Genomic DNA, 18,179 nt, shown 5'->3' with positions numbered 1-18,179 from the left:
TGTGTCTTAAGCAACCTACTTAATCCTTAAAATCTCTTATTTTTCAAACCATTATTTTTTTCATCACAAAATATCGCCTCGGCACAGTTGTTGCTAATACATTTGTTACCAAAGATACGAATATGAAACATTTATCTCAGTCTTAAAAATATAAATAGGATCACTCTCAGCGCCAACACAAGCTAATGGAGAAAAACGCATGTTGAATTTTGTTCGTTCATCAATTATTGCTATCGCAATAGGAAGTTGTACTGCCGCCATGGCGGCCGACCATGTTACTTTTCAATTAGATTGGCTCCCTGGTGGCGATAAAGCGCCTGTCTATGTCGGTATTCAAGAAGGTTTTTTTCGCGCAGAAAATTTAGATGTCAAAGTCGCCACAGGACGAGGCTCAACCGATGCCATTACCAAAATAGCCACAGGGCAGGCTGATATTGGCATGGCCGACATTGGTGCACTCATGGCTGCCAAAGCACAAGATGATGTGCCAGTGAGTGCGGTAGCCGCCTACTTCACCCAAGCTCCTCATGCCTTTTTTGTGTTATCAAACAGCGGTATCCATAACATTAAAGATCTGGCAGGTAAGAAAGTGGCCACTTCGCCTTTTACCTCCTCTAATGCCTTTTTACCACTAGTACTCAAACAAAATGGCCTATCGGACAAGGATATTACTCTCATTAAAGCCGACCCTGGTGCATTGGGGCCAATGTTAATGACGGGAAATACCCAGGCAATTATTGCTTGGGTGACCAATACCGCTCTGTATAAAGCACAAGCAGCCCAAGCAGGAAAAACCATTACCGTACTACCTTGGTCAGAAGGCGGATTGTCTCTTTATAGTTCCTCTATTATCGCCTCAGATCGCTTTTTGTCAGAACGTCCTGAAGTAGCTAAGCGTTTTATCAAAGCCTTTGAAAAAGCGGTTGTATATACCTATGCACATCCTGAAAAAGCAGGGGAGGATCTACATGATATCGTGCCTGAGGTCGACCCTAAGATTGCTGCCGCGCAAATCCATTCTATTTATGATTTGGTCTACAACAAGATATCGCAAAGCGATGGATTTGGTGTGTTAACCGCAAAACGCCTTACCACTACATGGCAATACGTCGCCAAAGCCAACGACTTATCACCAGACTCCCTTAATCCTGAAAAAATAGTAAATAAAGCGTTTATGCCAACGCCAAATTAAAACGGCTTAGCATAGCGTTTCTCAGCAAAAACGATTTTTTGGGCGAGTTTAAGGAAGATAACAGTGAACGTGATGAATGCTTTTTCAACCCCTTCTATTGAGAACGTCGCACATAACAGCGACCAAGTGACTCAAAAAGAGACGCCACCAAACGCCTATGTCCGAATGGAAGACGTAGGCCACCGCTACGATCCAACTCCTGACGGCCCAATGGCTGTGCAACATATCAACCTCGATATTTATCGTCATGAATTTGTCGCTGTGGTTGGCCCATCTGGCTGCGGTAAATCGACGCTACTGCGCATGGTGGCAGGCTTACTGATTCCCAGTCATGGTGAGGTTTCCGTCTTTAATAAACCCGTCACTGAACCAAGGGATGACGTGGGTATTGTGTTCCAAAAACCCAATTTACTCCCCTGGCTTACGGTCAAAAAAAACGTGTTGTTCCCACTGAAGCACAAGTATGGTCATGTGAGCCTTGAGGATAAAAAGCGTGCCGATGAATTACTCACCATGACCGGGTTAGCCAGCTTCGCAGACAAAATGCCTGATGAGCTTTCAGGTGGTATGCAACAACGTGTTGGTATCGTGCGCGCCCTATTACTAAACCCAGATATTCTACTAATGGATGAACCCTTTTCCGCCCTTGATGCCTTAACAAGGGAACAGATTGGCTTTGATCTACTAGACATTTGGCGTGATCACCCCAAAACCGTGCTGTTTATTACCCATTCTATTAGCGAAGCAGTATTACTCGCTGACCGTATCTTGGTGATGAGCAAGCGACCTGGCACGGTCTTGGACCTGATCGACGTTAACCTACCCAGACCACGCACCGCAAAAGACATGAACTCTACGCGTTTCTGCGAACTTACCGAGACCATTCGAGGACATATTTATGAACCACACTCCCGCGCCTAAAGCGGCTCTTCGTGCGCCGCAACAGTCCCATAACTCAAAGACGACGGCCAGCACCGCCAGCGGAGTGAAACAGTGGTTTAAAAAGCAGGGTTATCGCTTTGCCCCTTGGCTTTTTTTCATCAGCCTTTTGATCCTCTGGGAGTCCATCTGCCGACTGGGCCATGTCCCCACTTATATTCTGCCGTCTCCTTCATCCATCATAAATGCGTTTTTTAATGTCAGCTTCTCCCGCTGGATGGTTCACCTATGGGCCACGCTGCGCGTTGCGCTATTGGGCTTTATTGTCTCCATTCTGATCAGTATTCCTTTATCCATTGCCTTAATCCGCTCAGAGTTGCTTAACCGTACCATTTACCCTGTTCTGGTGGTCATTCAGTCCACCCCTGTGGTGGCCGTTGCCCCCTTGATTATCGTCCTAATGGGGACAGGTGATGCGTCTCGCGTCCTAATTACCTGTTTGATTACCTTTTTCCCTCTGGTGGTTTCCACCACAACTGGCATGTTGGAAACACCGCAAGAACTGATCGAACTCAGCCAATCATTACGAGCCCCCCGTTATCGTGAGACTTGGCAAATTCGCATTCCTTATGCCATTCCGCATATTTTTAGCGGTTTGCGAGTCTCTATCACCTTGGCCATCATTGGAGCGGTGGTGGCAGAATTTGTCGCGGCTGAACAAGGATTAGGGTATTTCATTCAGTTTTCGACTTCGTTCTTTAAAATCCCTCAAGCCTTCGCGGGGTTAGTCTTTCTCTCAGCCATCAGTCTGCTGTTGTTTAAATCCGTACACTGGATTCAAGCTTGGCTGTTTCCGTGGAGCTTGCCAAAGAAAAAGTAATACTCAACCGAACACTGGTTACCATTTTGGCCCACATAAGTGGGCTTTTTTCTGTCTAAATTCCTCACTAGGTCAAGATATGAGGAATTATGTGCATAACGCCTGACGCTGAAATGGCTTATATTCATCAATGGATGAATTAATAAAGGAGCCTCATATGGCAACGCGAAAAGGTCGTCCTAAACGCATTGAGACGAATCAGGAGTCGGCGCGTCAAAGCTTGATCGACGCGGCAAGACAGAGCTTTGCCCAAGAAGGCTTTGAAAAGGTATCGATACGGAAAATCGCCCAAGTCGCCGGAGTCGATGCCGCCATGATTCGCTATTATTTTGGCTCAAAGGCAGGTCTTTTTGAGGCCACGGTACAAGAAACACTGGCCCCCGTTATCGCCCAGTTTCAAACCACCATTGATCCTCAAGTCCCCCTCAATCCGCTGCGTTTAATGCAGGCCTATTATCGAATGATTGCTGCGACGCCCATGTTGCCAAAGCTTATTCAACAGGTTCTTAATCAACAAGACAGCCCTGAAGCCTTTGCTATTTTATCCGCCTCAGTGGACAACATCATTAAGCGTTCAGAAAACTGGATCAAAGCATTTACCCAACATAACCAAATTAACCCCAATCTTAATCCCGATTGGATTCGTCTGAGTTTTATTAGCCTGATGGTGTTCCCCATACTCGCCCCTAAATACATACAGAATAAACTGGGTGTGGAAGTCAACGAAGACTGGCTAATGGCCCTAGCGGAACACAACCAGACTCTCCTCGAAGAAGGGCTTTTCACCTTTTCCAACCAATCCCCTAATGACAACAATGACCGGAGGGAGCCATGAAACCGCTACTCACCATTGTTCTATCGCTGATCCTGCTTGTTAGCGTCAGCGCCTGCCAATCAGACGAAGGACCACGAGCCATGGGAACCGTTGAGCGAGACCAAATTCGCTTATCGGCAACCGCCTCCGAACAAATCACCTCGGTCTATGTCCACGAAGGCCAAGTGGTACATAAAGGCGACCGTCTACTGCAATTGGATACTCGTCAAGCCGATGCATTGGTTCGCCAACGTCAAGCCGAACTGGCGCAGGCCAACGCCGCCCTTAACAAACTCATTGCAGGAACCAGACCCGAACAATTAAACGCGGCTTTTGCCACATTGCAATCCGCACAAGCGGCCAGTAGAGAAGCAGAGCTGACCTACCAGCGTAACGCCAAACTGTATAAAACCAAGGTCATTGGCAAAGCCGCCTTGGATAGCGCCAAAGCCAACAGAGACCGGACCAAGGCGGAGACAAAAAAGGCTTACGATCAATGGCTAGAATTGAAAAACGGTGCGCGAAAAGAAGACATCTTACAAGCCCAAGATCAGGTAAAAGCCGCCCAAGCGGCATTAGTCTGGCAAGAAAGAGCACGGGATAAGTTAACCATCACAGCCCCAAGCGATGGGGTGATCGACACATTGCCTTGGCACACCGGCGATTATGTCATCGCGGGGACTCAGCTGGTGAATCTGATCAAAACCGGCCATCCTTATGCCCGAATCTACTTACCTGCAACAGTGCGCACCCAGGTTCATGTAGGCGATAAAATTGCCGTCTTTGCTGATGGCATCAACAAGCCCATACAAGGTGTCGTACGTAATATCCGCTCGCAACCTGCCTACACGCCCTTCTATGCGTTAAACGAACGGGACAGAGCCCGTTTGATGTACCTTACTGACATTGATCTTGAGCATGCCAAGGCGCTCCCAACCGGGCTAGGAGTGGAGGTGCACTTGCCATGAACCGCGCGACACCCAATCAGCCACCTGAAATGACCTACGCCATAGAAAGCAAAGGGCTTACTAAACGCTTTGGAAACAGCATTGCCGTCAACCAATTGGATTTAGCAATTCCTAAGGGCTGCATCTATGGCTTTTTAGGCCCCAATGGCTGCGGTAAATCCACCACGATTCGCTTATTAACCGGGCTGCTTGTGCCCAGCGAAGGCGAAGTGAGCATCTTAGGGGCACCGTTAGCTGGCCATGAAGAGTCACTTAAAAACCGTATTGGTTACATGACACAAAAATTTTCCTTGTACGATAATCTCACCGTGCGAGAGAACCTCAACTTTGTCGGCGCCATCTATGGCTTTTCAGGGCGACGCAAAAAAGCCCGTATTGAAGAGCTCCTTACCCTTTACGACCTTGAACAACAAGCCAAACAGTTTGCCGGCTCCATGAGTGGTGGGCAGAAGCAACGGCTGGCATTAGCTTGCGCTACCTTACATTCCCCCGAGTTATTGTTTCTCGATGAGCCCACGTCAGCCGTTGACCCTGAAAACCGTCGCGAATTCTGGGAGCGTTTGTTCGATTTATCCTCCGCTGGTACCACTATTTTGGTGTCCACCCATTATATGGATGAGGCCGAACGCTGCCACGCCCTCGCGATTATGGAGCAAGGCCACAAACGCGCAGATGGTTCACCGCAAATGCTCATGGACACCATGCCAGCGGTGGTTGTAGAAATCAGAGGGGATCAATTACGTCAGTTAAAACAGCGCCTTACAGAGCAGAAACAAATCCTCTCTGCCGCGCAAATCGGCTCCAATTTACGAATATTGGTCAAAAAGGACGTGACAGACCCTCTGGCTTTTATCCAACAGTTTAGCGCTGACAGAGAGATCGCCCTGACGCGCCCCAGCCTTGAAGATGTGTTTGTCACTAGCACCGGAGGTCGTCATGTGGGTTAGAATATTGGCGGTATTTATCAAAGAGCTAAAACAGCTGTCACGGGATAGAATGACGTTCGGTATGATCGTGATGATCCCACTGGTGCAGCTGATGTTGTTCGGTTACGCCATCAATACCGACGCCAGACATATTCCCGTAGGCTTGGTAGACCTTAGCCAAACGGCAGAAAGTCGCGCCCTTGAGCAGGCAGTAACCGCCACTCAATCGGTCAATTTTGTCGCTCGCTACCGATCCATCAAGGACGCTGAAACCGCTTTAACAAGGGGAAACATTAAAGCCTTTCTCTATTTGCCCCCGGATATGACTCGCCGACTGTTTGGTCACCCCAGATATGATGCCAAACAAACAGACTCCCCACTGACTCGCCCCGTTGGGCAATGGGTCGTCGACGGATCGGATACGGTTATCGCCTCAGCCATTCGCGCCCTGAGGGACATGCCACTCAATGAGGTCGCGGATCATAATACTGTCAGACCAACTGCCAGCTTTGCGATCGTGCAGTATTACAACCCAGAACAGCGGACGGTGGTGAATATTGTGCCGGGGTTAGTGGCGGTGATTCTGACCATGACGATGATTCTCTTCACCTCAGCGGCCATTGTTCGCGAGCACGAACAGGGCAATATGGAATTCTTGATTACCACACCAGTGAGCCCCATGGAGCTGATGATTGGCAAGATTGCCCCGTATATTCTCGTTGGGCTGGTCCAAGTCGCCATTATTTTATCCATGGGCCATTGGGTCTTTTCTGTACCGATACAAGGCGGATTATTGTCACTACTAAGTGGGGCCATTCTCTTTATTTTTGCCAGTTTAACCCTTGGCTTAGTGATTTCCACGATCGTCAAAACACAATTACAAGCCATGCAATTGACCATCTTTATCTTACTACCATCGATTTTGTTATCTGGCTTTATGTTTCCTTATGATGCCATGCCAGTGCCTGCCCAATGGATCGCGGAAGCCCTGCCTGTCACGCATTTTATGCGCATGATTCGCGCCATCGTCCTACGCGACGCCAATATTGTCCTGTTAGGAAAAGATGCCCTGTGGCTCGGCTTATTTGCGGTTGGTGGACTGATCGTGGCGTCCTTGCGCTTTAAAAAGAAACTGGAATAACCATTGGAAGGGCGCACATGGTGAGAGGTCCTCAATCACAACAGACGATGTGAGCACCGTATGGCTTAGCTTTTGCTGTCTTTGTTACGAGTATCGGCTTGGATGCCCGCCGTGAGCGCCAGACGCATGGCTTCTTCCACGCCGATATCCAGCTCGGTTAAACGGTCTCTTGAAATATATAACGTAATGCCGCCGATTTGATAGCTCAAGGGCACATACACTCCCACTAAGTCTTGGTCACCAAACAAACGCTCTCCGGTTTTTTCCCCCGTGATAAACCCAATGACTTGTGCGCCATTCCATTCCAACGACACCACGCTTTTCATCTCTTTCTTTTCAGACAGATTGAACACCATCATCATGTCTTTAAACGCGCCATAAATGGATTTCACCAAAGGAATGCGCTCAAAAATATTCTGACTCAGTGTGACCAAATAACGAATGCCATAAAGATTGACTAGAAAGCCCACTAAAATCAGCATGCCAAGCGAGAACGCTAACCCCAACCCCGGAAAGTAGATATTGTGAGGTAACAGCCAAAGGACAATGGGCTTGGCTAAGGATTCTCCTGCCGCCAATAACCAGTAAATCAGATAAACCGTCAGGCCAAGGGGTAAAACCGCCACCAGCCCCTTTAGTAAGAAAGAAAGCACTCTATTCATTTTGTTACCTATTCTAAGAAGCAAACAGCATACCTTAAGCCTTGAACGCCACCAACGACTCAGTGGTGCCTTTGACAAAAATATTGCGGATCATTATGAGTCTTTATACGCTTTTCCACTATATTATTAGCAAGGCGTTATTTTATTAAGCGGCGTCTTCATTTCTCACGAGGAGTAATACGTTGAACCACAAACGTTTAGAAACCTTTGTCTGGGTCGCCACCTTGGGAAATTTTCGCAAAGCGGTAGACACTCGGTTCTAGATAAAAATGTTGCCAACCATCTCAAAAAAACAAGATTAGACCTTGTTCCAAAGGACGCTCTAATCTATAAAGGACGCCAATCAAGGCACAGTTAAGGACTCGACGCCATGAGACAGAGCTCGCCACTTTTACTAAAACAAACCCATGAGCTAAGAAGAGCCATCAGAAGTGCACAGTACAACGGCCCGACCAGCGGATTAGCAACAGGGGCAATGCAAGGTAAAGTGGTTATTTTACCAGCCGATTGGGCAAATGAGTTTCTCCTATATTGTCAAAAAAACCCAACATCTTGTCCGTTAATTGGCGTCTCAAAAGTAGGCGACTTTCGTTTGCCTGAGTTGGGAAGCGATATCGATCTGCGCTACGACATTCCTGAATATTGCATCTATCGTCATGGTAAAAAAGTCAACAGTTGCACAGACATTGCCGACCTCTGGCAGGACGATTTTGTCACCTTTATTCTAGGCAGCTCTTTTTCCTTCGAAAACGCGCTATCTCAAGCGGGGCTAACCCCACGTAACATAGAAGAGCAGGTCAATGTCCCCATGTATGAAACCAATATTGCAACGGTCCCTGTTGGACGTTTTTTTGGCAATACCGTCGTCACGATGCGTCCTTATACCCCAAAAGATGCCATTCGAGCCATTCAGATCACCTCACGATTTCCCAAAGCACACGGCGCTCCTTTGCACTTTGGCACACCAAGTGATATTGGTATTGACAATTTGGCACAGCCTGACTTTGGCGACGCGGTGAGCATTAAAGAAGGCGAGGTGCCCATATTTTGGGCTTGTGGCATCACTCCACAAATAGCCGTGCAAAATGCAAGGCCGCCTATTTACATTACGAACGCATCGGGAAAAATGCTTGTTACCGATCTATTGGATATGGATCTCGCTATCATTTAATATCAGACATCTATATTGAGAAGGATAAAAGGTATTTAACATGAAATTAAATTGCGATATGGGTGAAGCCTTTGGCTCTTGGAAAATGGGTTTGGACGATCAGATCATGCCTCATGTTGATCAGGCGAATGTCGCCTGTGGCTTTCATGCGTCCGATCCTCTCACTATGTCCAAAACCGTGGCCTTGGCAAAACAGCATAACGTTACTATCGGTGCCCACCCAGGCTACCCCGACTTGGTTGGCTTTGGTCGCCGTAACATGGACATTTTGCCGACGGAATTAAAAGCACTCATTCAGTATCAAATAGGTGCGTTAAAGGCGATTTGCGAAAGCCAAAACACTCAGGTGGACTATGTGAAGCCTCACGGTGCGATGTACAACCAAATGATGGCAGACGACGCCATTTTGGAAACCGTCATGGCCGCCGTCAGTGAGCTGGATGCCACTCTGCCCTTAATGGTCGGTGCAGTACCAGAAGCGCCGCAGATCAAAGCCATGGCAAAACGGTATGGTCTCACCGTTTGGTTTGAAGCCTTTGCCGATCGACTCTATACCGATGAAGGACGACTCACGCCTCGCAAAGAGCCAAACGCTGTGCACGCCAGTTTCGATTTGATCGAAGCGCAAGTGAAACAATTATGTGAATCTGGTACGGTGACCTCAGGATCAGGAAAAACCTTAGCTATTTATGCTGACACAATTTGCGTTCATGGTGATGGCGTTCATGCCGTGGAAGCCGTCACCAAGTTACGTACCATTGTGGACGAGTTTAACCGCTCTAACCAAAGCAACTACAATAGCAAGCTAAACAAAGCCTAAGCGAGCCATGCATGACGTCCCCTAAACCCACAATTGAACAGGTGAACGAAGAAGCCTATTTATTGCGTTTTGGAAACCACATCAATGAACAAACGGCGGATCAAATCCTTTGGACAACACGTCAGTTAAAACGCCTCCATGATATACAGGATTTGATCCCATCTTATACAACGATTTTGCTAACCCTCAAAACACAGGCAGAACAACAACACAAACTGATAAACGAAATCGAAAATATCCTTAACGCGTCAACGGAGCAAGCGGCGCTCCCCTTGGATCAACGCAAGACCGTCGTGATCCCTGTGTATTACGGCGATGATGTTGGCCCCGACCTACAGGAGGTCGCCAAGCATTGCCAGATGACACCAGAAGAGGTGATTCAGCGTCACAGCGCAATCCTCTATCGAGCCTATACCATTGGCTTTACACCTGGTTTTTCCTTTTTAGGCAGCACGCCTGATGAACTTCATATTCCACGCAAACGCACACCAAGACACCAAGTGCCCAAAGGCAGTGTTGCCATTGCAGAAAACCAAACGGCCGTCTACCCAAGTGTGACCCCGGGTGGCTGGCAAATCATTGGTCGCACGCCGATGGAACTTGTGGATTGGAACAGTGAACATTTAGGCCTCATCGCTACCGGAGATTCGGTCCGCTTCGAAGCGATTTCACGAGAAGCGTTTTTAGCGCAAGGAGGCAAGTTAGATGGCTTTTAATATTAAAAAAAGCGTCATGCTGGCATTGGTTCAAGACTTAGGCCGTTTTGGTTACCAAGCGGCGGGGTTAACCACAGGCGGCCCAATGGACGAAATGGCGTTTCGCTGGGGCAATGCGTTACTCAATAATGATGAAAACGCCTCGCAAATTGAAATCACCTTTGGTTTATTCTCGCTAGAAGCCCAAGCACCAACTAGTATCGCCCTCACTGGAGCGGACCTTGGTGCCACCCTAAACGGGCAATCCATTTTACCTTGGCAAACCTACGCGATCAAAGAAGGGGATATTTTAAGCTTTCATCAGCCCGTTTGGGGGTTGCGTGCCTATTTGTCGGTAAAAGGCGGCTTTCTCTGTCAACCCACCCTAGGTAGCACCTCGACGGTAGTACGCGAGCAGCTTGGCGGCCTTCATGGTAACGGAGCGAAGATAGAAGTAGGTGATTCCATTGCTTATGAAAGCAGCAACGAACATCGACAAATGCGCGTACCGCGACACCATATTCCCGATTATAGTCAACAGGACATCCCCGTTATTTTGAGTTATCAATCAGCGGATTTTTCTACCACCGATCATGAGACCTTCTTTTCAAGCCGCTACCGCGTCTCCAACCACTGTGATCGCATGGGCTATCGCATGGAAGGCACGCCGATTGGCAAAGACATCCGCGGAATTACCTCAGAAGGCATAGCCTACGGTGCCATTCAAATTCCACAAGATGGTCAACCCATCGTTCTGCTCAATGACCGACAAACCATTGGCGGTTATCCCAAAATAGGCTGTGTGACACGTGCCGGAGGCGATCTGTTGGCACAACGTAAGCCGGGGGATGTAGTTCATTTTGTAAATACATCGATTTCCCAAGCAACAACCGACCGCCTTCAACAACTCGACCGCATCAAACAGCTATTTTCAACCAACCGCTAACCATTCGACACACAGATGACAAGGCTTGTTCTTCCTAATATAAGAGAGAACGAGCTTTGCTATCCTGCGTCCTGCCCACTTTATTTATTAACGCCTGACGACATATTGTCACCAAAATACTCATGCATTTCTCTCAGAGATTACTAGACTGAAAGAAAGAGGTGAGTGAACAGCAAACGATCAAATCGATGACTTTTGTTTGCGTAACAATACAGAAGGCCTATGAAAACAAGAGCAGCAACCAAGACAAAAGCACAATGGGGGAAACTCATCACCATTCGACTGATTGGTTGGAGTGCGATTATCTGTCTGGTGTTTTCCATTGTGATGGCGCTGGGGGAATACAAGCTTGAGCAAGCTAAGTATCGGCAAACCGCCTTTGCCAATCTCCATAAAGCCATCGAATTATTCTCGCCCATGATTACAGAAAGTCTGTGGAATATGGACACTCAACTCGCCAATAATCAAATGAAAGCCGTAACGCATTTTGATAGTGTGGCTATTGCGATTCTGACAACAGAAGATGGTGGTGAATTGCGTTTCGGCACTCAACCGCTTGATATGGAAGCCTCATCTGTTTCTAAAGTTTTATTCTACAACGACGCAAAAAACCTACCTAAATTAGGAGTTTTGACTCTCTACACGGACCTAAGCCAAGGGACTCAAACAAACATCCCGCTGTTCTTTCATTATTTTGCTTTTTATCTAAGCATCAGTGTGATTATCGCCACTTGTCTGATCATTTTATCCCATCTGCTCACGACAAAACGTATTCGACATCTCACCCGCATCTTTGACAAGATCACAGAAGAAAGCATCACACACAACTCACCATTCAAAAATCAACTCAATAATACCTCAGCCAAAGACGAATACGATGAACTGGTTTATCAAGTGTATCGAGTCTGGAAAATGGGTCATCAAGCTATAAAAGAAAACCAGGCGAACCAGACCCTTATCCAAAAAATACATACGGATTATGAACAACTCAAACAACGCCTCCGTGACCAAGAAACGGCCGAATTGTCGCAACACCAAAAAGATATCCAAATGCTAAAAAGTGTGATGAATGCCTTGCCTTATCGTATTGCTTGGCGCGATCCAGACTTAATCATTCGCGGCACCAACACGGCTTATTTAGCGGACATGGGAATTGAGGACGAATCCCTCGTTATTGGTACAAAAGGAGAAAGTTTCATTCCAATTGAACAGCAAAAGCTATATAACGCTGATAATAGCTCTGTGTTAAACACAGGCTATAAACAAATCGATATGGAAGAACAGTTTATGTTTCCAAACGGTCATTCAGGCACTCGAACTATTAGCAAGGTTCCACTCTATAACGAACAAGGAGAATTGATTGGCTTGTTAGAGTATTACTTCAAAAAGGATCAGACAAATGAGTGACATTAGAGGATTGATTATCTTTGTCTTGCTCTTCCGGAAAGCTCCCTGTTGGCTGATGATGAGTACGGTCTTTGGCGTCACGTCACCGGTTTTCGCGGGGCCCACACTGGGCTCAAGCATGCCGTTCTCAGGGCTCAATGGCAATATGGGGCAAGAGGTCCAAACGGGTATAAGAATAGGACTACAGCGTTATCAAAATCAGTACCATATCCCCCTCGATATCATCCATAAAGACGACGCCTATGACCCCCAAAAAACGGCGAAAAATATTCGCGAAATGATCGAAAAAGATCATATCATCGGGATGATCAATAATGTTGGCACCCCCACCGCTGTCGTCAGTTCCAAGATTGCCCAACAAGAAAGAATCCTGCTATACGCGCCTATTAGTGGCTCCAATTTTTTAAGGCCACCAGTCGAGGACCCGAGCTTTCGCTATATCATTAATTATCGCAGTAGCTATGAAGAAGAAGTCATACAGGTTTTCAATGCATTAATGGCAGCCACGCCTTTTTCATCACAAGATTTAGTCCTTTTCTCTCAAGGCAACACCATCGGATACGGTGGCGCCAATTGGCTGGATCATTTATTACAACAACACCTTCATGAACCCGACCCACAATACCTAAAAGTCAGTTACGACCGAGATGCCGCCTTAGTGGAAAGTGCGGTTGCGGACTTACTGATGGTCACGCCAACGCCAAAATATATTTTTCTTATTGCCAGTGGCAAACCCGCTGCAAAATTCGTCCGTCTGGTTCGACACTATGGTCTAGATCCCGTGTTTATCGGTGTCTCTTTTGTTGGCACAAGCACCTTTGCCGATTTACTCCAAGATAGTGATGCGCGAGTCTTCATAACTCGCGTTGTTCCTCCTTTGGAGCAAACTGATTTACCGATTGTTCAAGAGTTTTTGGCCGACACAAAGTCCTTCTTAGCCACGTTACCTAAAAGTAAACAAGACTCTTTTACCCCTTCGGCTCTGATGTTTGAGTCTTATATCAGTACTCGTATTCTTATTAAGGCCTTGGAAAAACAACCCTATATTGATCAAGACAACCTCATTGATGCCCTAGAAGGTCTCGGAGAGTTTGATTTGGGACTAGGCGCTCCACTGCGATTAGATGCAACCCATCACCAAGCGAGTCACAGCATTTGGCTTACTTATTTAAAAAATGGGCAATATATTCCCATTGAATTCGAACACATGGGTCAACTCTTGTCAGCAGGTCCAAATAATGAAAAGTGACTTTTTCTCTAGAAAACGTGGCGTTAACTTTTTAGTTTGGCTGCTTGCCAGTGTCGCGCTTGTTACGACGTTAATGGCCGCTGTCGTTTTATATAATAGTGTGACAGAGTTAAGAGCAAGCCAGCGAAAAATCACGACCATACAAGAAAACCTACTCTTCGCCACAACGGAGTTACGGGAACTGTTTCCGCAACAACAAGCCGTTTTAAATAATATGCTGGATAGCGATAGCCCCTATCAATCTCCCAACGCAGCCATATTAAACCGCATTAACCGAGCGCTGGATATTTTAAATAACGTTGCAAAAGACCACCCCAAACTCGTTAAAGTATTGACCGACATTGATGAAGTAACACAGAAGATTCAAAACATCACTTTTGATATACAAACATGGAAAATGAAAAAAACCGCTTTTGTAGACGACTATCAACAGCTTCACTTACTGGAGCATACCGAGACTTATCTGCATAACTTAGGATTACTATTTCAGAAAATATATGGGGAAAATCGCTTACATGAAGCCATGTATGTATACAAATATAACCACGCAACAAGGGCAGAAAAAGCACAAATTGCCATTGACCATATGGAACATCATAAGGAAATCTTGAGCAGCGGTTTGTATATGGCACAAGCTAGAATTGCCGAGCTAAGATTGGTCATCAATCAATTAATGCTTGATTCGAATCTGGATACGTTAGATGACATCAAAAATAATCGAATACTTCCCGCTTTGAACCATCTATCTCAGCTCAATATGTTGCTCAAAGAGAACTACCCCATTTATTATCAGCAAACATCACAGCTACAAGAGAAACTTTTCAAGACACTGTTTGGAAACAATTATCAAGTTATCAAAAAGCGTAATATTATTATTTCCAATGGTACCAGCCTATACCTCAAACGCTATCAGGAATTACAGTTAGAGGCCCAGCGTAAAGTGCTGATAACTCAATATAACCAAGCGTTTCATACGTTACCCCACTACCTCGATGAGATCGGAGCAGAAGTTCAGACACAATCGAAACTCGTTAACCACGCCGTGCAACAACGCTTAAAAGCCCTAGCTAATACCATGTTTAAAGGAGCACTATTCAGCATTGTGCTGCTGCTGATTATTTCCATTTTGATTTCCAGACGCATGTCTAAACAGTTTGCTACGCTCGCCGAAAGCGAGCATCGCTTCCGATCCATGTTTGAACTCTCTCCAGACCCTGTGTGGATACTCAGTGAACGCAAAGTCGTGGAATCAAACCAAGCGGCTTGCAATCAACTTAAATACGCATCGATAGACGATCTGAAAAACATGCCGATAGAAGATCTCAGCCCACTATTTCAACATGACGGCACGTCGTCGAATAGCAAATTTGAACACCTCATCAATACGGTTCAAGACGAAGGGTTTCATCGCTTCGAGTGGACCTTCCAAGACAAAGAAGGCAGCACCATTGATGCGGAAGTCATCATGGCGGCTATCGTTCTTTCCAATACCCCTGCTGTGCTTTGTAGCTGGCACGACATCAGCCAACGAAAAGCGGCAGAAGACATGCTAAAGGCCCACCAAGAAGAGTTAGAAAGCGAGGTACAAAACCGTACCAAAGAGTTAGAAGTAGCAAAAAACATAGCAGAAAAAGCCAGCTTGGCGAAGAGTGACTTTTTAGCGAATATGAGCCATGAAATACGCACTCCGATGAATGCCATTATCGGTATGTCCCACCTGGCCTTACTCACCGATTTAAATGACAAGCAGCGAAACTATATCGAAAAGGTCAGCACGTCGGCGGAATCTTTGCTGGGCATTATTAATGATATTCTCGACTTTTCTAAAATAGAAGCGGGTAAGTTAGAAATCGAAGAAACGCTCTTTAACCTAGAGAATGTCTTCAAAGATGTGGCCAACATTTTGTCTTTGAAAGCAGAAGAAAAATCACTGGAACTGCTTTTTAATATACCACCCGAGCTGCCATCAGACTTAGTCGGGGACCCAACACGGCTGCGGCAAATTTTATTAAACTTGGGCAATAATGCGATTAAGTTCACGGAAAAAGGGGAAATCATCATCGATATCGCCTTATTTAAGCAAAATAAAAATCAAGTCATTCTGCATTTTAGCGTCAAGGACACGGGCATTGGTATGACCCCAGAGCAGTGTCAGCGACTGTTCCAATCCTTCTCACAAGCAGACAGTTCCACCACCCGACGATTTGGCGGAACTGGCCTTGGATTAGCCATTTGCAAACAACTGGTACAAGTCATGAAAGGGGATATTTGGGTGGAAAGTAGTCCAAATGTGGGCAGCCAATTTCATTTTACACTCCCTTTTGACCTCGGTACGACACTCTCTCCTGACTATCAGTTACCAAACCAGCATAAAATTCTCATTGTCGATGATAACGACACAGCACGAGACATATTACAAAATCTTGCGAACAGTTTTGGCCTCAGCTCAACCTTGGCAAAATCAGGGCAAGAAGCGCTTACGTTAATCCAAAACGCCCCAGAAAACGCCCCGTTTACGGTGATTCTAATGGATTGGAAAATGCCAGAAATGGATGGCATAGAAGTATGCCGTGCATTGCAATACTACGCAGAATCTAGCGCCCACTCTCCGAAAATTCTGATTGTTACCGCCTATGGACTAGAAGAGGCCAGAAACGCCAGTCAAGACGTCAATATCAGTGGTTACCTAACTAAACCCGTTACCCCATCCACTTTGTATGAAGCCCTACAGCAAGCGTTAGACCTAAAACAGCGTCCAATCCAGTCTCAATCCATAAGCGCCAGCCAACATCGCACGTCATTAATCGGCGCGCATATTCTGCTCGTCGAAGATAATGCTTTTAATAGTGAAATTGCCACGGAGCTACTCACTCAAAATGGCCTAACCGTTGACACAGCGAGCAATGGACAAGAAGCGATCGACAAGCTCCAACATAATGACTATGACGGCATTTTGATGGACTGCCAAATGCCCGTTATGGACGGCTATACGGCCACTAGACTGATTCGACAAATGCCTGAATACCAAGACTTACCCATTATCTCCATGACAGCAAACGCTCTCACAGGCGACAAAGAAAAAGTCTTAGAATGCGGCATGAACGATCATATATCGAAGCCCATTCAAGTCGACAACATGTTCTTTACACTAAGGAAATGGATTACACCTAGAGTGAAACAGTCAGAGCCAAACAACGCCATCGAACAGCCACCTACCTCACTCAACACAGAGCAAGCCAACAAGCAGGCACCGCCAAGTTCAGAGGAACAACCCGACCTCCATGACCTAGAAGGCATTGACCTCAATGTCGCGCTCAGCATTACACAAAATGATGAAGCCTTCTTATGGCGCCTGTTATTTCGCTTCCACGATAAGCAGAGAGACTTCGTCGATCAATTTCATCAGGCGATCCAATCCGATGATCCAGAAGAAGCCCCTCGTCTGGCCCATACCCTCAAAGGCAATGCGGGAAACATCGGGATGACAGAACTCATGCATCGCGCCGCCGAGTTGGAAAAAGCCTTTAAAGCAGGAGACTACAGCACCGCTTTAAACGCATTGGATGAAGAGTTACAGCGTATTATTACAGCCATTGTGCGACAAAAAAATCGCACTACCTCTTAGCGTTCCTTTCTTAGCAAAACAAGGTGGCGAATAAGAATGAAAAAGCACCATCACAAGATGGATGACAAAACACATCGCCAATCAATAGTTTTTCCTAATCAAAGATCTAAAAAATAACAATTTTAATAATTTTAATAAGCCTCCTATTATAAACCTCGTTGGTAACACAAAAACGATTTAACTAGGAGCAATACAAAATGATCAATACTCAAATCAAACCATTCAATGCAACAGCGTTCAAAAATGGCGAATTCGTAGAAATTTCTGAAAAAGACGTACTAGGCAAATGGGCTGTATTCTTCTTCTACCCAGCTGACTTTACTTTTGTTTGCCCAACTGAACTTGGCGATGTTGCTGATAACTACGCAGAACTTCAAGCTCGTGGCGTAGAAGTATTCTCTGTGTCTACAGACACTCACTTCACTCACAAAGCGTGGCACGACAGCTCTGACACCATCGGCAAAATCCAGTACTACATGGTTGGTGACCAAACAGGCAACATCACAAACAACTTTGGTGTGATGCGTGAAGGCCAAGGTCTTGCGGACCGCGCAACCTTCCTGATCGATCCTGAAGGTACGATCCAAGCAATGGAAATCACTGCTGAAGGTATCGGCCGTGATGCACAAGACCTACTTCGCAAAGTAAAAGCGGCTCAATATGTTGCTGCTCACCCAGGTGAAGTATGTCCAGCGAAATGGAAAGAAGGTGAAGAAACTCTTGCTCCTTCTTTGGATCTAGTTGGCAAAATCTAAGCTGACTTGATCTAGGCTGCTCCTTCGAGTCCCCTCTGGGAGGGGCAGT

The 18,179-nt window shown here is 46.2% G+C and carries 16 protein-coding genes; 15 read left to right on the top strand and 1 reads right to left on the bottom strand.

Annotated features, from left to right (window positions below; genetic code table 11):
- Positions 1-199: 199 nt before the first annotated feature.
- From AC0VYG_RS00850 to AC0VYG_RS00820, 7 genes are all read left to right on the top strand, one after another.
- Positions 200-1,192 carry an ABC transporter substrate-binding protein gene (locus AC0VYG_RS00850; RefSeq protein WP_199475585.1) on the top strand — a complete coding sequence of 331 codons (993 nt, stop codon included), beginning with the start codon at positions 200-202 and terminating at the stop codon, positions 1,190-1,192.
- Positions 1,193-1,264: 72 nt separating this feature from the next.
- Positions 1,265-2,113, top strand: coding sequence for an ABC transporter ATP-binding protein (locus AC0VYG_RS00845; RefSeq protein ID WP_475432568.1), 849 nt, complete (start codon positions 1,265-1,267; stop codon positions 2,111-2,113).
- Entirely contained in the window at positions 2,091-2,951 is an 861-nt protein-coding gene (locus tag AC0VYG_RS00840) for an ABC transporter permease (RefSeq protein WP_475430472.1), read from the top strand. The genes AC0VYG_RS00845 and AC0VYG_RS00840 overlap by 23 nt, the downstream gene beginning before the upstream one ends.
- A 157-nt stretch (positions 2,952-3,108) precedes the next feature.
- Positions 3,109-3,786, top strand: a complete 678-nt coding sequence (locus AC0VYG_RS00835; RefSeq protein ID WP_475430471.1) for a TetR/AcrR family transcriptional regulator — start codon at positions 3,109-3,111, stop codon at positions 3,784-3,786.
- Complete coding sequence (locus AC0VYG_RS00830; RefSeq protein WP_475430470.1) at positions 3,783-4,733, top strand: HlyD family secretion protein; 951 nt, start codon at positions 3,783-3,785, stop codon at positions 4,731-4,733. The genes AC0VYG_RS00835 and AC0VYG_RS00830 overlap by 4 nt, the downstream gene beginning before the upstream one ends.
- A complete protein-coding gene (locus tag AC0VYG_RS00825; RefSeq protein ID WP_475430469.1) occupies positions 4,730-5,680 on the top strand; it encodes an ABC transporter ATP-binding protein in 951 nt (316 codons plus the stop codon). Before AC0VYG_RS00830 ends, AC0VYG_RS00825 begins: the two co-directional genes overlap by 4 nt.
- Complete coding sequence (locus tag AC0VYG_RS00820) at positions 5,670-6,800, top strand: ABC transporter permease (RefSeq protein ID WP_475430468.1); 1,131 nt, start codon at positions 5,670-5,672, stop codon at positions 6,798-6,800. Before AC0VYG_RS00825 ends, AC0VYG_RS00820 begins: the two co-directional genes overlap by 11 nt.
- A 65-nt stretch (positions 6,801-6,865) precedes the next feature.
- On the opposite strand, the gene AC0VYG_RS00815 is transcribed toward AC0VYG_RS00820, so the two are convergent.
- Entirely contained in the window at positions 6,866-7,462 is a 597-nt protein-coding gene (locus AC0VYG_RS00815; protein ID WP_475430467.1) for a DUF502 domain-containing protein, read from the bottom strand.
- 370 nt (positions 7,463-7,832) lie between these two features.
- Between AC0VYG_RS00815 and AC0VYG_RS00810 the strand changes: the two genes are divergently transcribed.
- The 8 genes from AC0VYG_RS00810 (at position 7,833) to ahpC (ending at position 18,130) form a co-directional block, all read left to right on the top strand.
- Positions 7,833-8,633, top strand: a complete 801-nt coding sequence (locus tag AC0VYG_RS00810) for a putative hydro-lyase (RefSeq protein WP_475430466.1) — start codon at positions 7,833-7,835, stop codon at positions 8,631-8,633.
- Between the two features lie 40 nt (positions 8,634-8,673).
- Positions 8,674-9,453 (top strand): 5-oxoprolinase subunit PxpA, encoded by a 780-nt coding sequence (locus tag AC0VYG_RS00805; RefSeq protein WP_475430465.1) that lies wholly within the window; start codon positions 8,674-8,676, stop codon positions 9,451-9,453.
- A gap of 11 nt (positions 9,454-9,464) precedes the next feature.
- A complete protein-coding gene (gene pxpB, locus AC0VYG_RS00800; protein ID WP_475430464.1) occupies positions 9,465-10,169 on the top strand; it encodes a 5-oxoprolinase subunit PxpB in 705 nt (234 codons plus the stop codon).
- A complete protein-coding gene (locus tag AC0VYG_RS00795; RefSeq protein ID WP_475430463.1) occupies positions 10,159-11,094 on the top strand; it encodes a 5-oxoprolinase subunit C family protein in 936 nt (311 codons plus the stop codon). Before pxpB ends, AC0VYG_RS00795 begins: the two co-directional genes overlap by 11 nt.
- Positions 11,095-11,316: 222 nt before the next feature.
- Complete coding sequence (locus AC0VYG_RS00790) at positions 11,317-12,501, top strand: PAS domain-containing protein (RefSeq protein WP_475430462.1); 1,185 nt, start codon at positions 11,317-11,319, stop codon at positions 12,499-12,501.
- Positions 12,494-13,750, top strand: coding sequence for an ABC transporter substrate-binding protein (locus AC0VYG_RS00785; RefSeq protein WP_475430461.1), 1,257 nt, complete (start codon positions 12,494-12,496; stop codon positions 13,748-13,750). The genes AC0VYG_RS00790 and AC0VYG_RS00785 overlap by 8 nt, the downstream gene beginning before the upstream one ends.
- Positions 13,740-17,375 carry a PAS domain-containing hybrid sensor histidine kinase/response regulator gene (locus AC0VYG_RS00780; RefSeq protein ID WP_475430460.1) on the top strand — a complete coding sequence of 1,212 codons (3,636 nt, stop codon included), beginning with the start codon at positions 13,740-13,742 and terminating at the stop codon, positions 17,373-17,375. The genes AC0VYG_RS00785 and AC0VYG_RS00780 overlap by 11 nt, the downstream gene beginning before the upstream one ends.
- A gap of 197 nt (positions 17,376-17,572) precedes the next feature.
- Complete coding sequence (ahpC, locus tag AC0VYG_RS00775) at positions 17,573-18,130, top strand: alkyl hydroperoxide reductase subunit C (RefSeq protein ID WP_199475603.1); 558 nt, start codon at positions 17,573-17,575, stop codon at positions 18,128-18,130.
- The last annotated feature ends 49 nt before the right edge of the window (positions 18,131-18,179 follow it).

It is taken from the genome of Marinomonas sp. 63XJN7_7_ISO-PGPR-S23-202 (assembly GCF_056173505.1).
This window is presented reverse-complemented; position numbering and strand designations above follow the sequence as displayed.